11 protein-coding genes are annotated in these 14,221 nt (G+C 34.9%); 8 read left to right on the forward strand and 3 right to left on the reverse strand.

Annotated elements, in window-relative coordinates; translation table 11 throughout:
* The first annotated feature begins 350 nt into the window (after window positions 1–350).
* Both JHL15_RS12495 and JHL15_RS12500 read left to right on the forward strand, forming a co-directional pair.
* On the forward strand, window positions 351–977 hold the full coding sequence (locus tag JHL15_RS12495; protein ID WP_200246164.1) for a chloramphenicol acetyltransferase: 627 nt from the start codon (window positions 351–353) through the stop codon (window positions 975–977).
* Window positions 978–1,132: 155 nt separating this feature from the next.
* The gene (locus JHL15_RS12500) at window positions 1,133–2,320 is read left to right on the forward strand and encodes an MFS transporter (protein WP_200246166.1); all 1,188 of its coding nucleotides are present in this window, start codon (window positions 1,133–1,135) and stop codon (window positions 2,318–2,320) included.
* A 189-nt stretch (window positions 2,321–2,509) separates the two neighbouring features.
* On the opposite strand, the gene JHL15_RS12505 is transcribed toward JHL15_RS12500, so the two are convergent.
* Together JHL15_RS12505 and JHL15_RS12510 are read right to left on the reverse strand one after the other, a co-directional pair.
* The gene (locus tag JHL15_RS12505; RefSeq protein ID WP_200246168.1) at window positions 2,510–3,430 is read right to left on the reverse strand and encodes a helix-turn-helix domain-containing protein; all 921 of its coding nucleotides are present in this window, start codon (window positions 3,428–3,430) and stop codon (window positions 2,510–2,512) included.
* 21 nt (window positions 3,431–3,451) lie between these two features.
* Complete coding sequence (locus JHL15_RS12510) at window positions 3,452–4,315, reverse strand: alpha/beta hydrolase family protein (RefSeq protein ID WP_200246170.1); 864 nt, start codon at window positions 4,313–4,315, stop codon at window positions 3,452–3,454.
* Window positions 4,316–4,857: 542 nt separating this feature from the next.
* Between JHL15_RS12510 and JHL15_RS12515 the strand changes: the two genes are divergently transcribed.
* The 3 genes from JHL15_RS12515 to JHL15_RS12525 all read left to right on the forward strand — a co-directional run bounded on the left by JHL15_RS12515 (window position 4,858) and on the right by JHL15_RS12525 (window position 7,537).
* Window positions 4,858–5,556, forward strand: coding sequence for a DsbA family oxidoreductase (locus JHL15_RS12515; protein WP_200246172.1), 699 nt, complete (start codon window positions 4,858–4,860; stop codon window positions 5,554–5,556).
* Between the two features lie 113 nt (window positions 5,557–5,669).
* Window positions 5,670–6,467 carry a helix-turn-helix domain-containing protein gene (locus tag JHL15_RS12520; protein ID WP_200246174.1) on the forward strand — a complete coding sequence of 266 codons (798 nt, stop codon included), beginning with the start codon at window positions 5,670–5,672 and terminating at the stop codon, window positions 6,465–6,467.
* 71 nt (window positions 6,468–6,538) lie between these two features.
* Window positions 6,539–7,537 carry a S41 family peptidase gene (locus JHL15_RS12525; RefSeq protein WP_200246176.1) on the forward strand — a complete coding sequence of 333 codons (999 nt, stop codon included), beginning with the start codon at window positions 6,539–6,541 and terminating at the stop codon, window positions 7,535–7,537.
* Window positions 7,538–7,675: 138 nt separating this feature from the next.
* On the opposite strand, the gene JHL15_RS12530 is transcribed toward JHL15_RS12525, so the two are convergent.
* Window positions 7,676–8,773, reverse strand: a complete 1,098-nt coding sequence (locus JHL15_RS12530; RefSeq protein WP_200246178.1) for a Fe(II)-2OG oxygenase family protein — start codon at window positions 8,771–8,773, stop codon at window positions 7,676–7,678.
* Window positions 8,774–8,986: 213 nt separating this feature from the next.
* Here JHL15_RS12530 and JHL15_RS12535 point away from each other — a divergent pair, with 213 nt between their 5' ends.
* From JHL15_RS12535 to JHL15_RS12545, 3 genes are read left to right on the forward strand one after another with little or no spacing between them, the layout of a single operon-like run.
* On the forward strand, window positions 8,987–10,510 hold the full coding sequence (locus JHL15_RS12535; protein WP_200246180.1) for a pyridoxal phosphate-dependent decarboxylase family protein: 1,524 nt from the start codon (window positions 8,987–8,989) through the stop codon (window positions 10,508–10,510).
* Complete coding sequence (locus JHL15_RS12540; RefSeq protein WP_200246182.1) at window positions 10,482–12,908, forward strand: GNAT family N-acetyltransferase; 2,427 nt, start codon at window positions 10,482–10,484, stop codon at window positions 12,906–12,908. The genes JHL15_RS12535 and JHL15_RS12540 overlap by 29 nt, the downstream gene beginning before the upstream one ends.
* Window positions 12,901–14,220: a lysine N(6)-hydroxylase/L-ornithine N(5)-oxygenase family protein gene (locus JHL15_RS12545; protein ID WP_200246184.1), complete on the forward strand. Its 1,320-nt coding sequence runs from the start codon at window positions 12,901–12,903 to the stop codon at window positions 14,218–14,220. The genes JHL15_RS12540 and JHL15_RS12545 overlap by 8 nt, the downstream gene beginning before the upstream one ends.
* Window position 14,221: the final 1 nt, after the last annotated feature.

Raw genomic sequence — 14,221 nt, forward strand, 5'->3', positions numbered from 1 at the left:
AAAGTTGAAAATGGAGAGATTAGAAGTTATCTATCAGTAGACTTATTAACTCTAAGACTCTAATACCCTCAAACCCTAAAACTCTGATACCCTCAAACCCTCAAACCCGCATCGCGTATCCCGAAACTATCAACTTATCCAATCAAATTTACGCATTATAAAATGGAACAAACCATCGAAAAGCAGAAAGCAGTAATTTTGGTAATCAATGCTGTAATCTGTATACACATATTAGTCCTTTGGCAATAATCGTTTATCATTTTACAAATAGAAGTGTAATTTCTCGCTCTACAATTTTTTATAATCAAAAAACTTACAGAAATTTGCAAAAAATGATAAGAAGTAAATAGATGAAGATTATAGACATTGAGAAATGGAACAGAAAAGAACATTTCGAATTTTTCTCAAAAATGGCAAGCCCATACTTTGGTTTCACTGCTGAAGTTGATTGTACAAAAGCATATGATACAGTAAAAGCAAACGGTTATTCTTTCTTTGCATACTATCTTCACAAATCCATGGCTGCCGTAAACTCCGTTGATGAATTAAAAATGAGAATTGTTGATGACCAGGTTGTTTTATTTGATGTCATTCACGCCGGAAGTACGATTGCTAGGGCAGATGGAACTTTTGGATTTTCATTTATTCCTTTTTCGGAACAATTTGAGACTTTTAACGAAGAACTTCAAAAAGAAGTTACCGCTGTCCAAAATTCATCGGGATTAAGATTAAGTACGGATACAGTAACTAAGGCTCTGATAAGACATTCTACCATTCCATGGAATTCTTTCAGTGCACTATTACATCCTACCAATTTTGACAACAAAGAATCTATTCCAAAGATCACATTCGGTAAGTTCAGTGTTCGTGATGGTAAGAAATATTTACCAGTTTCTGTAGAAGCTCATCACGGTTTAGCAGATGGTCTCCATCTTGCGAGATATTTTGAAGAATTTCAGAATCAGCTGGATCTATAACGATTAAAGCTTTTATATAATCAGAAACTTTGAAAGTTCAAAAAAGAGAAACTGTACTTTCCGATTGATTGTATAAATTATATATTTAGTTCTAACAATCGGAAAATACAGTTAAATTCATTATCCTATCATTAAATTTGAATCAAAATTTTACTATGCAGACCAGCGCTTCTCCAGGTATCTCCCGTACTGTCATATGGCTAATGGCCGTCATTTCAGGATTGGTAGTTGCCAACAATTATTACAACCAGCCTTTATTAGCTCTTATTTCTGATGATCTCCGTGTCTCTGAAAGTGCTGCAAGTAAAATATCTGTCCTTACCCAAATAGGATATGCATTAGGACTGCTTTTAATTGTTCCTTTAGGAGATAAATTTTTTCGTAAAAAGTTGATACTAATTGATTTATTGCTGGTTTTTGGGTCACTTCTATGGATGACTTTTGCCACCCATTTGTGGATGTTGTATGCGGCCAGTTTATTGATTGGGATGACTTCTGTGATTCCACAACTCTTTGTACCTATTGCCGCCGAACTCTCTTCAGATGAAGAGCGCTCATCTAATATTGGGGTTGTGATGTCGGGTTTATTAATGGGAATTCTTTTATCTCGTTTCGTGGGTGGAATAGTGGGAGAAATATGTGGCTGGAGAGCTATGTTTGGTATTGCAGCTGGTGTCATGGTAATTGTTTGGATCGCCGTATATAAGATGCTTCCGAATCTACTCCCTAATTTTAAAGGAACTTATAAGGAGTTGATGCGTTCCGTTTTTCACCTGGCAAAAACACAACCTGTTTTACAACTGGCTTCCTTTCGTGGAGCAATGGCTTTTGGTTCCATGTGTGCCTTATTTACATCTTTGGCATTTCATATGGAAAAACCACCATTTAATGCCGGATCATCAGTGGTTGGAAGTTTCGGATTAGCAGGGGCGGTTGGTGCATTAGCTGCCGCTAAAGTCGGGAAATTTCAAAAATTTATGGATTTGAACAGGATCATTCTGTATTCATTACTGATTGTATTGGGAAGCTGGGCTTTTACCTTTTTTGCAGGAGAAACCTATTGGGGACTGATTGTAGGTGTTATTCTTGTGGATCTTGGAGTCCAATCGAGTCATATTATGAACCAAACCAATTATTTTTTAATTAAAACCAATGCGGTTAACAGATTGAATACAGTATATATGGTTTGTTATTTTATTGGAGGATCACTTGGAACGTGGCTTGCCTCAATAGCCTGGCATTATGCACAGTGGAATGGGGTATGTTTTGTTGGGGCAGGTTTTGGTATACTCGCTTTGATCGCTCATATTTTATTCAATAAGAAAGTGAGCCATTTTTCATAAATATTTTTGAACAATACTCTCTTTCAACTTATTCTAATTTCTATGATCTACCTTCTGTAGTTCAATTTTGTGCTAATCTTAATGCATCGACTTAGCTTCAAACCAAAAATGGAACAAAATGTATACTTTAAGACTTAATGAGTTGATTTATATATTATTTATTGTGAAGGAAGAAAATAATCGAATGACTCAATTAAATTTTGCCCTAAATTCAAGAGGTGTTTGTTTTGTTTTTGCTTTAAATAATTTACTGAAACTTTGTGAATGTTCAAAACCTAACTCAAAAGCAATTTCAGAAACAGATAAATTGGTTGTGGATAGTTTTTCTTTAGCTTTTTCAATTAATTTGTGTTGTATGTATTGTTGGGCATTTTGCCCTATGTGAGTGCGGAGCAAATCGCTCAAATATCCTGCAGAAATACATAACTGCTCTGAAACATAATGAACGGTAGGAATTCCATTAGTAAGCGATGTATTGCTATTAAAATAATCGTCCAGAAACGTTTCCAGTCTTTCCAATACATCATTGTTGGTTTGCCTGCGGGTAATGAATTGTCTTTTGTAAAACCTGCTGGCATAGCTTAGTAATAAATCTATCTGTGCAATAACAACCGTTTGGCTAAATTCATCTATCCTGCTATTAAGCTCTTCTTCAATAATTTCAAATACGGAAACAATAATTGCTTTTTCTTTCTCTGATAAGTACAAAGCCTCGTTTACCGAATACGAAAAGTATCCGTATTGTTTTATTTTTTTTGAGAGGGGGTATCCTAATAAAAAATCAGGATGAATAAGTAAAACAAAATCAGGTAATTTTTCTACATAGTCCTCTTTGTAACCAATTATTTGATTGGGTGAGGCAAACAATAATCCACCATCGTCAAAATCATAATGATGCCGACCGTATTTTATTCGACCGGTTATGTCAGTGGAAAATGAAATTTTGTAAAAATTCAGTATGTGCATGCCCTCCGGAGGTTTCACATCCTTATTTTGTTCCGAACCCTTAATCAAACTTATTAAAGGATGCAATGGCTTTGGCAAGCCAAGCATCCTATGTACATCTGACAAAGAGTTAAACTTTTGCAAGCCATTCTCTTTTTTATTCATAATAAGCTAATCTACTTAAATTTATTTCACATCCACTTTACCTTTTGGGTTTTCGTTTATCGCCAATTCATTTATGGTATTTTCCCAACTTTTATTTTGAGGATAAAGTTTTGACCAAATATATGCTGCCGTCATTTTACTCACAAAATTTACAAGTTCAGGATTTTCTTCATCATATTGAAACGTTTCTGAAGCATCATATCCAGAAATACCACCCAGCATGTGTTTTCCACCAAAAATTGTTAGTAAGGATTTTGGAGAAGGGCTTTTATAATAAGCATCCATACGCCAGAATTCCTCATCAGAAAACATAGGATTTTGGTCTCGATCACCTGCCACTACTAACATATCATTTTTCATTTCAGAAAAATTAGTTCCACCAATTACAGGATAATGTTCGGATATAAATTGTGCCGCACCTTCACCAGAACCGGGAGCGCCAAATACCACAAATGCTTTTATGCGCTGTTCTTCCTTGCTTACCACTTCACCTGAAACAGGATCTGTAACACGCATACCAGCAAGCATAGATACAGTATGTCCACCTAAAGAATGTCCAACAGCAGCAACACTATTTTTATCTGTTCGCTCACTTAAACCGGGAATAATTGAAAGAATTTCTTCGATATTATCGAGTATAAATATCATATCTTCTGCTCTCGATTTCCAAAACAGAGCGCCTTCCTGCCCGGTGGGGTCGAGTGCCAATGTCTTTGAATCCTGGTGGGTGGGTTGAATAATCACAAAACCCTGTGCTGCATAATAGTCCACAAGAGGGGCATAACCTCTATAAGAAGCAAGAAAATTGGACGCACCGTGACCATGTGACAAAATAATTACGGGAAGATTTACTCCATTTACGGGAGCGGTAACTTTAACTTCCAATGCGGCTTGGCGACTTTTTACCTGAAATATAATTGGGCTTACTGAAATGATTTGGGCATTTGCCGAAAGTTGATTTTCCATAATTCTATATTATTTATTACATTGATGTTGCAAAGTTCAGTCATCAAATTATTTAATATGTAGTTCTATTGAGGATTATTGTAGCCCGATTGAGAATTTTTTCTATGTAATGAGAATACTAACCGTTTTGCCATTTTTAAAAGTATATTGATTTTTAATATATTTTTTTACCTTTTGTACTGTATTTTTGGAATACCCAGCTTTCCAATCCTAAATTATCAACTTTTAAACAAATTTTATCTTGATGTAATTTTTCGGTAGTTTGCAGTATATCAATGTACTTCTAGCTAAGGATTAGGTTTGGTTTTGGGCTACTTGCATTTTTAATGATAGGCTTAAAGAGTAGGATAGAAAAAAAGACAGAAGAACTTATTATCAAGCGCTTACAAAATGTAATAAATTTTGTTACATTAAAATTTTTCGGTAACTTTGCAGGAGTAAAATACATCAAAAGAAATAAAATGAAAATAGAAATTTGGTCGGACGTTATGTGTCCGTTTTGTTATATCGGGAAAAATAATTTTGAACAGGCACTTGAAAAATTACCATTTAAAGATCAGGTAGAAGTAGAGTGGAAGAGTTTCCAGTTGGATCCTACATTAGATCCTGCTGAAACTAAAAATACCATGACGTATTTTAAAGAAAAAAAGGGATTTCCTGATGCTCAGGCTAATCAAATGATGAGTCAGGTAACTCAAATGGGTAAAAATGCAGGAATAGATTTTAATTTTGAAACAGCTTTAATCACCAATACTTTTGCAGCTCATAAGCTTTTGCACTTATCTAAAAAGTACAACAAGTCTAATGAAATGGAAGAAGCCTTATTTATTGCTCACTTTATTGATGGTAAAAATGTAGGAGATGTCGATACTTTAGTCGCAATTGCTGATTCATTAGGTATCGATAAAGAAGAGGCAAGACAGGCAGTAATTTCTGAAGAGTTTAATCAGGAAGTAAATGAAGACATTCAACAGGCGAGAAACAACGGGATTACTGGTGTTCCTTTCTTTGTTCTGAATGGTAAATATGCTGTTTCAGGAGCTCAACCGGTTGAAACTTTTGAGAACGCACTTCAACAGACCTATAAAGAAACAGTTTCTCCATTTCAAGATCTTTCAAATGGGGAAAATGCATGCGGACCTGATGGATGTAGTATTTAATATGATATCCTGTTTTAGAAAATAAGAGGACTATATACTTATAGATAAAACCTGAAGAAATTCTTCAGGTTTTTCTTTTGTATTTGTATTTTTACAGTATTCTACAATAACCAATGGAAATTCATTTTTATCAACCTGTTCATCCAGTACTCAAAAAATACATTCAGGGATATTATTTTATATCTAAAGATGAATCCAATCAATCTATCAGGTACCTTACATTTCCTAATAATTTTTTTATTTTATCTGCCTGTCAGGATGTTGAAATCATATCAAGTGAAAACAGCCTAGAAATTTTCCGTTCACCCACAAAAAACTTAATGGCTGATATTGTTTCGCGTTGTACCAGTTCTACAGAAATATTTTATGCAGAACCGATTAATGAAATCACTCTTTACTTTAAACCATTAGGAATTTATCATTTTTTCAATAGTGAAAACAGTGCACTTCTGGATGAAGAGCTTCTTCATATTCCATATTTTCAGGAAACAATAAATATCATCCTCAATGAATCTGACAGAGAAGTGCAAATAGAAAAACTGGAGAACTATTGGCTCTCAAAATTTGTAGAAAAGGATTTATCCTCAGTAGAAAAGATTATACAGGATCTTGAAGGTGACCTGAGTATCCTGGACATCGCCAAAAAAAATGGAATAACTCGTCAGTATGTCAACAAAATCACTAAACGTTATGTGGCCAAACCTGCATCTGAATACCGGAAAGTATATCGCTTTCGGAATGCATTGATGCAAAATAAACAAATGAAAAACCTTACAGAATTATCATATGAAAATCTTTTTTATGACCAATCTCATTTTATCAAAGATTTTAAAGAGCTTACTCAAATAACTCCAAGCATTTTTTTCAAAAAAGTAAATACAGAACAAAATAATGTCTGGCTATTTATTTAAGTGAGTTTCCTTTTTTACAATTCTCACTTTGCCTCCGAAAGTATTTTTGCCATACATTAAATTTAACCCCAATGAAAAAAATACTCATTCTTGCTTTTTCACTTTACTCTTTATCTTCTTTTTGTCAGAATACCAATTCCCCAATCATAAAAGAAATTTTGGAAAAGGTCAAAGAACACTATGTAGACAAAGATCTTTATAAAAAACTGGATTCTGAAGTTCAGTTAAAAAACTTAGAATCTCTCAATGGAAAAAATCTTGCCGAAGAACTGACGAAACAACTAACAACGATATCCCAAGACCAGCATTTTTTTGTGAAATACCTTGAAAATTTTAATCCTGAAAAACAAAAAGATGCAAAGGAAATATTAAAATCAAATAATTTCCATAATAGTCTTGAGAATTTTGGCTTTGAAAATGTTCGAAGATTGGATGGAAATATTGGTTATATTAATTTTAAAGGATTTGCTGAGCCCAGTTCAAGTTCCAAAACATTAGAATCTGCAATGAATTTTGTAGCTAATACCAATTCTCTGATTATTGATCTCAGAGAAAACCGAGGTGGGGATAACGGAATGCTTTTATTATTTTGCAGTTATTTCTTTAAAGATAAAGCCAATTTATATTCTACCTATTTCAGAGATAAAGGCAAAACAGTAGAAAATAATACCGAATCAAAAGTCTCTGGTCAAAAATACCTTAATAAGAAAATCTACATTCTTACCAGTAAATACTCTTTTTCGGCTGCTGAAGGATTAGCCTATTTTTTAAAAGCATATCAATTAGCACAAGTTATCGGTGAAAATACAGGCGGAGCAGCCAATCCTGTAGATGAATTTATCATTGGAAACAAATACCTTTTAGTAGTTCCTGTCGGTAAAATAACAGCAAAGAAAACTGTGGGAAACTGGGAACACACTGGAGTCAGTCCGGACATAAAAACGACTTCTGAAAAAGCTTTTAAGACTGCACATCTTCTGGCACTTAAAGATATTTTGAAAAATAAAGTTCAAACAGAATTGAGTGAAAATGAATTGGAAAATCTTATTCGTCAACTAGAAAAAGAATGAATAAAATAATTTTAAATTAAATTTTAACTTCTTCAGATATTTATGGGTGGCTGAGGCTCTCGAAATCACCCATAACAAAAATCCTTTCGAACCTGAGTTCAGAAAGGATTTTATAATAAAATTTAAATCTTTAAATGATTAGAAGTCTTTGAAATTTTTCCCCAAATGTTCTTCTATTACAAAGAATGGATCTTCTTTAAGGGTATGTCCTCTCATATCTATAAGACTTACTTTACTCATCATACGAAGCATAATTCTTCTTTCACAAGAATGTTCTACACCATTAATATTTCTTACTCCGGCACGGAAAGCTGATCTTCCATGGGCACATAAGTGATTATTTACGATGATAACATCTCCTGATTGTGGAGTAAAATCTGAATAGATCAGATCTTTTGCTTCCTGCCAGAACTTACTAAGTGCATGATGAGCAATATCTGTCTGCTTGATATCAGGATTAAATAATTGCTCTGCAGCATCAAATCTCATAAATGGCAACTCCTTATTTCCATACAAAATAGCATCTAAAGTATCTATTTCATCTGCTTCATTCTGCAAATTAGCATCTTTAGGAATTTTAAAGATCGGGTCAAACAAAGGCCTATACTCTTCATGAATCGTTTCATGTGACCGGATCGAGTATAGAGTAGAAGGTACCTGCTCTTCATTACGAATATACATAAAGCTTAAAAAATCAGCCTGATGTTTAAGAAAGGCATCTTCTGTATGTACATATAAATCAGTCGCTGATCCAGACCCTGTCTGGGTTTCACGCATTTTTTCATCTGGAATGATCGCATGGATCAAACCTCCTCCTTTACGCTGTGAGTAATATTGTACAGGCTTAGAGGGAAGAGCTCCATGTAATAATGCACATGCAAACCCATATTGATTAAATTTTGAATAATCTGCCGATTGCCAATTGGCAGGGGTAGTACCTATTTTTTCCTGATCAATATCAAAAAGCCCCTGGAATATAAGGGCACCATATTGATCTTTGGAAAAATCACTGGCAAATGATGCTAAGACTTTTAATAGTCTTTCCGGTAGGAAATATGATGCAAGCTGATGAACCTGCATTACAAACTCTCTATTTTCAAAAGTTTCATATTTTCTTTCAAGATGATCTACAGCATCCTTGATCATCTTACGCTCACTATCTGTAATTTCAATGGCTACAGGAAGTACTCTTTCCATAGTCAAACTGCTTTCTTCAAGAATTTTTAGAGAATTCATTAAAAAAAATTTTGTGTTAGGATTAAATTATTATATTTGTTTTTAATTATTCTAAATAACAATTGCGTTGTCAAATTTATGAATTTTTAATTAAGTACCAAATAAAAAATGCAAAAAAATAAAACTTAACGTATTGATTACGAGAAAGATAAACCATGTCTTTTAGATAGATAAAACTCCACAATTTTTTCAATCAACGTTATAAATAAATATATGAACAACGAAATTTTGCCTCACGAGGAAGTGATAAATGATACTTTGAATCACTTTTCGGGGAAATTTGAAAACATTTTTCATCAAGATAATTATGATCACTATCGTTCCGCAATCCATGACACCTTAGATCTGGTTGGAACATTTCTTCATAGAAACGACAAACCATTTAGCGGTATAGAAGCTAAAACAATGAAAAAGATGGTTCAGCACATCGATCTGAACCAAAAACTTTCTTCTTATGAAGAAGTATTAAAGGAAGTAGATGAAATTTATGTACAACATGCTACTGCCTTTCACCTTCCACAATATGTTGCCCATCTTAACTGTCCTATTGTTATTCCGGCATTAGCAGGAGAAATCCTTGTCAGCGCTATTAATTCTTCACAAGATACTTATGACCAAAGTGCCGGTGGTACTTTCATGGAAAGAAAACTGATCGACTGGACTGCAGAAAGATTAGGGTATACTACAGAAAGTGATGGTGTATTTACAGCGGGTGGATCACAAAGTAACCTAATGGGATTGGTAATGATGAGAGATGTCTTCTCTCAAAAGAATCTAAATCATAATATAAAACAAGATGGTCTTCCACCTGAAGCCAGCCGTTTTAGAATTTTCATTTCGGATAAAGCCCATTTCAGCAATTCAAAAAATGCATCGATCATGGGATTGGGTGAAAAATCTATTGTAAAGGTTCCTACCGACAATGAGTTCCGTATGGATATTACAATGCTTCAAAAATACATGAAGAGAGAGATTCTTTTAGGAAATATTCCTATCGGAATTATCGCTACAGCAGGAACTACAGACTTTGGTAATGTAGATCCTTTGGAAGATATCGCTAATATAGCAGCACAACATAATATATGGATGCACGTAGATGCAGCGTATGGCTGTGCTTTATTGCTAAGTGCCAAATACCGTCACTTATTAAATGGTATAGAAAAAGCAGACTCTGTGACAATAGATTATCACAAATCATTCTTTCAGCCAATCAGCAGCAGTGCTTTCATCGTTAAAAACAAAAGAGAACTAAGAATCCTGAAACACCATGCAGATTATCTGAATCCTGCAGAAATGGATGAGGAGGAGATTCCTGCACAAATCAATAAATCTATTATACAAAGTACCCGCAGATTTGATGCTTTAAAACTATGGTTTACTTTGAGAATGATGGGTCAGGAACAATTAGCCGAATATACAGACAGGATCATTGATCTTACTAAGGATGTAGCAGAAATGATCACTGAAAATCAGGAATTTGAATTATTAACTCATACAGATCTTAGTGTATTGGTATTCCGTTATTTGAGATCTGACATTGAGGATCTGAATGCTTTAAACTTACATGTAAAAATGAAGTTGTTCTACAGTGGAGAAATCCTTGTAGCAAGCACTAAAGTTGATGGTCAGTTCTACCTCAAATTTACTTTCCTGAATCCTATTACAACGACAGAGGACGTTCACCAAATTTTAAACACAATAAAAAAACATGGAGAAGACTTTGGAACAACAAACTAAGTTGACGGAAAAAGCACAGAAAATTGCAAGCAGGATCCTGCTAAACGGTATGCTTCGGGAACTTGGGAATGGAAAATTTTACGAAGGAACTCCAAAATACGATACATTAACGGCTAAAGCACTGGGAAATAGTGGCTATCCATTGCATATAAGATTTGAATTAAAGAAAAGTGATCTCTTCTTATTTGCTCCTGTTTCTTATCGTTCTGAAAGTGCATTTCATGATTATGGAACGTCTTTATGGGCGGTTGATCATAAAAACCAAACTGTTTTTGAAGTAGATATCGATCAGCTGATCGTGCTGGTTTATACAGAGTTTTCTGAACAATTTAACGAACAGGGACTTGCGTTATTTGCTACAAGAATTCAGAGCAGCTGTAGAAACCTTGAATTAATAATGGAATCGGGATCACAGGAAAATGATGCTGTAACCTATTCTTTTCTGGAATCTGAGCAGAGACTTCCGGTAGGACATAATCTCCATCCTTTTACTAAAGCGAGAATGGGATTCTCTCAAGAAGAGCAGCTTCTTTACGGTCCGGAATTCAATAAGGGAATTCAGCTGGAATATTTTCTGGTACACAAAAGTTGTGTCAAAGAAAACTCTGTTTTAGAAATTCCATATAATGAATTCCTAAAGAGCGTTGTTTCCTTACCTGAGGATCTTGAACAAAAATATCTCACAGGGGATGAAAAAATCTCTGATTTTTATACTGTACCATGCCATCCGTGGGAATCAAGTTATCTGTTATCTTCCCAAGATGGTGCAGAGATGATCAAAAACCGCTCTTTGATTCACGTGGGCGTATTGGGAGAGGAATTTTATTCAACGTCTTCCATAAGAAGTATGTACAGCCCTAATATCTCGTGGATGCCTAAGTTTTCTTTAAACGTTCTTTTAACAAGTTCAATAAGAATAAATTCCGAAAAGGATTTAAAAAGAGGTTACGCATCTGCTTTATGGCGTCAATATGCAGCTTCTGCATTTGAAAAAGATTTTGATCAATTCAAACTTCTTCTGGAGCCTATAACATTGGGCGTCTATCATAATGGTAAAAATATCGACAGCCTTAACCTGCTGATCCGTGAAAACCCATTTTCGCCAAATGATAAAACATTACTTCTAGCAAGGTTGTGTCAGGATGAACTCGTAGATCAACAAACCTTCGTAAAGCGATTTTTTGAAGATGTTTCTGCTCAAGTAGGATTAGGTCTTGAAGAATCAATAACGATTTGGTTTGAGAAGTATATTCAATTATTGATTGCTCCTTTAAATCACTTATTTGCTCACTATGGAATGGCTCCGGAAGCGCATCAGCAGAATTTGCTTATCCAACTGGATGATCAATTGCTTCCACAGACTCTTTTTGTAAGAGATGCACAAGGATACCTGTTAAGAGAAAGTTCAAGACCACAGTATGCTGATCTTTCAAAAGATTATCCGGAGATCAATGATCTTTTCATCAAAGATGAGCGTCTTTTAGATATCATTTCACATCATCTTCTGGTAAGTAATCTGGCCGCATTGATAGCTTCATTAGGTAAAACAGGCTGGGTACATGAAAGAAAACTGATTAATATTTTATATAAAGAATTTGAACAACTTCATAAAACCAACCCATCGGACCTTACCACATATGCTTTAAAGAATCGTTACTGGTTAACAAAATCAAACTTGCAATCAGCTATTCTTGATGTAAACGGTGGAGTGAATGCATCAGCAATTTCCTATGCTAAAGTTCCGAATCTTCTTCACAAATATTTCTTCTCAGACCAGTTGATCAATCCGAGAGGAGAGGATATTGTCCTGAGACGCTATTTTGAGAAAGAAGATGTTACAATTACCATGCGTCCAATCAACCTTAATGAAGATCTTGAAATGCTTCATGAATGGTTTAACAGGGAGCACGCTGTAAAAGTTTGGCAAATGAACTGGCCAATAGATGAATTGGAAACCTATTACCGCCTGATGCTACCCAACGATGAGGGACATAGTTATATCGTATTCAGCAATGATGAACCTTCATGTAATATTGAAGTGTATTGGCCATGCAAAGATATCGTAGGGGACTATTATGATGTATTGCCTACAGACTATGGAACGCATCAGTTCATAGCTCCTACGGATCCTAAGAAAAAATATGTTTCTCCTTCAACACAATCGATGGTAGATTATGTATTTGCTCAGCCACAAGTTGGAAAAATGGTTGGCGAAGGTTCTGTGGATTCTCGCGCATCGATGATGAACAAAGCACATGTCGGTTTTAAAGTAGACAAGGTAATTGAAATGCCACACAAAACGGCAAATCTTAATTTCTGCTACAGAGAATGGTATTGGGAAAAATTCCCTCAAAACAAAGATGTACAAATCACTGCAAAAATTGCTAAACATGACTAATGATACAATATATAATGTAATTGGAATAGGTATCGGGCCTTTCAACTTAGGGCTGGCCGCTTTATCCAATCCGATTTCTGAATTAAAAACACTTTTTCTTGACCAAAGAGATGGCTTCGACTGGCATCCGGGATTAATGATTGACCATGTAACATTACAGACACCATTTTTGTGTGACTGTGTTTCAATGGCAGATCCTACGAGTCCTCTGAGTTTATTGAACTATTTAAAGGAAACCAACAGGCTGTATAAATTCTTTATCAGAGAAGATTTCTTCATCCCTCGTAAAGAATATAACCGTTATTGCCAATGGGTAGTAGATCAATTGCCACAATGCCGTTTCTCTACGCAGGTTGTAGATATTATCTATGAAGATGGTCTTTATCTGATCACGACACTTCATACAAAAACAAAAGAAGCAGTAGTTTATAAAGCAGAAAGATTAATACTGGGAACAGGAACTCAGCCTCATATCCCTTCTTTTATACCAAAGGAAGATTCTCGTATTCTTCATACCAGTTCTTATTTATATAGAAAGGAAGAGCTTTTAGCTAAAGGTAAAAAAATAGCAGTGATCGGTTCAGGGCAAAGTGCTGCCGAAGTTTTTTATGACCTGCTTCAAAGTCGTAATGAAAACACTGAATTGGGTTGGTATTCCCGTCCGGATCGATTCTTCCCGATGGAATATGCAAAACTTACATTAGAGCTTACTTCTCCTGATTATGTAGATTATTTTTACAGCAGAGATGAAGCAGCACGCAAAACCATCTTAAGCAAGCAACAGGCACAGTTCAAGGGTATCAATTACGATCTTATCAATCAGATCTATGATTTCATCTACGATCTGAATATTGATAACGCTGATCCAAAGCTTACCATCATTCCAAACAGCCAACTGGATAGGGTAGACAACAGTAATCCTGCTCGTCTGACACTGGAATTTACACAGAAAGAACAGGATATCCCTTATGAGCAGGAAGCAGATTATCTGGTAATAGGAACAGGATACCGTTATCATGAACCTTCATTTTTACAGAATATAGAATCAAGGATTAAAAGAGATTCCAATGGTTTATTTGCTGTTGGCAGAAACTATTCCATAGACCATAATGGTGGTGAGATTTACGTGCTTCACGCAGAAGTACACACGCATAGCTATATTTCTACTGATTTAGGAATGGCAGCTTATCGTAATTCTTATATCATCAATGATATTCTGGGAAGAGAGCATTATAAAATTGAAAAGAAAATTGCTTTCCAGGATTTCGATGTCGAAAAATATTCTTCTATACCAACAACAGCTCAAATTTAAT

Source organism: Chryseobacterium paridis (genome assembly GCF_016595215.1).
In the GTDB taxonomy this organism is placed as follows: domain Bacteria; phylum Bacteroidota; class Bacteroidia; order Flavobacteriales; family Weeksellaceae; genus Chryseobacterium; species Chryseobacterium paridis.

Coding starts and splice junctions, on each gene's coding strand:
- JHL15_RS12495 (WP_200246164.1), top strand. CDS start 351: ATGAAGATTATAGACATTGAGAAATGGAACAGAAAAGAACATTTCGAA.
- JHL15_RS12500 (WP_200246166.1), top strand. CDS start 1,133: ATGCAGACCAGCGCTTCTCCAGGTATCTCCCGTACTGTCATATGGCTA.
- JHL15_RS12505 (WP_200246168.1), bottom strand. CDS start 3,430: ATGAATAAAAAAGAGAATGGCTTGCAAAAGTTTAACTCTTTGTCAGAT.
- JHL15_RS12515 (WP_200246172.1), top strand. CDS start 4,858: ATGAAAATAGAAATTTGGTCGGACGTTATGTGTCCGTTTTGTTATATC.
- JHL15_RS12520 (WP_200246174.1), top strand. CDS start 5,670: ATGGAAATTCATTTTTATCAACCTGTTCATCCAGTACTCAAAAAATAC.
- JHL15_RS12525 (WP_200246176.1), top strand. CDS start 6,539: ATGAAAAAAATACTCATTCTTGCTTTTTCACTTTACTCTTTATCTTCT.
- JHL15_RS12530 (WP_200246178.1), bottom strand. CDS start 8,773: ATGAATTCTCTAAAAATTCTTGAAGAAAGCAGTTTGACTATGGAAAGA.
- JHL15_RS12535 (WP_200246180.1), top strand. CDS start 8,987: ATGAACAACGAAATTTTGCCTCACGAGGAAGTGATAAATGATACTTTG.
- JHL15_RS12540 (WP_200246182.1), top strand. CDS start 10,482: ATGGAGAAGACTTTGGAACAACAAACTAAGTTGACGGAAAAAGCACAG.
- JHL15_RS12545 (WP_200246184.1), top strand. CDS start 12,901: ATGACTAATGATACAATATATAATGTAATTGGAATAGGTATCGGGCCT.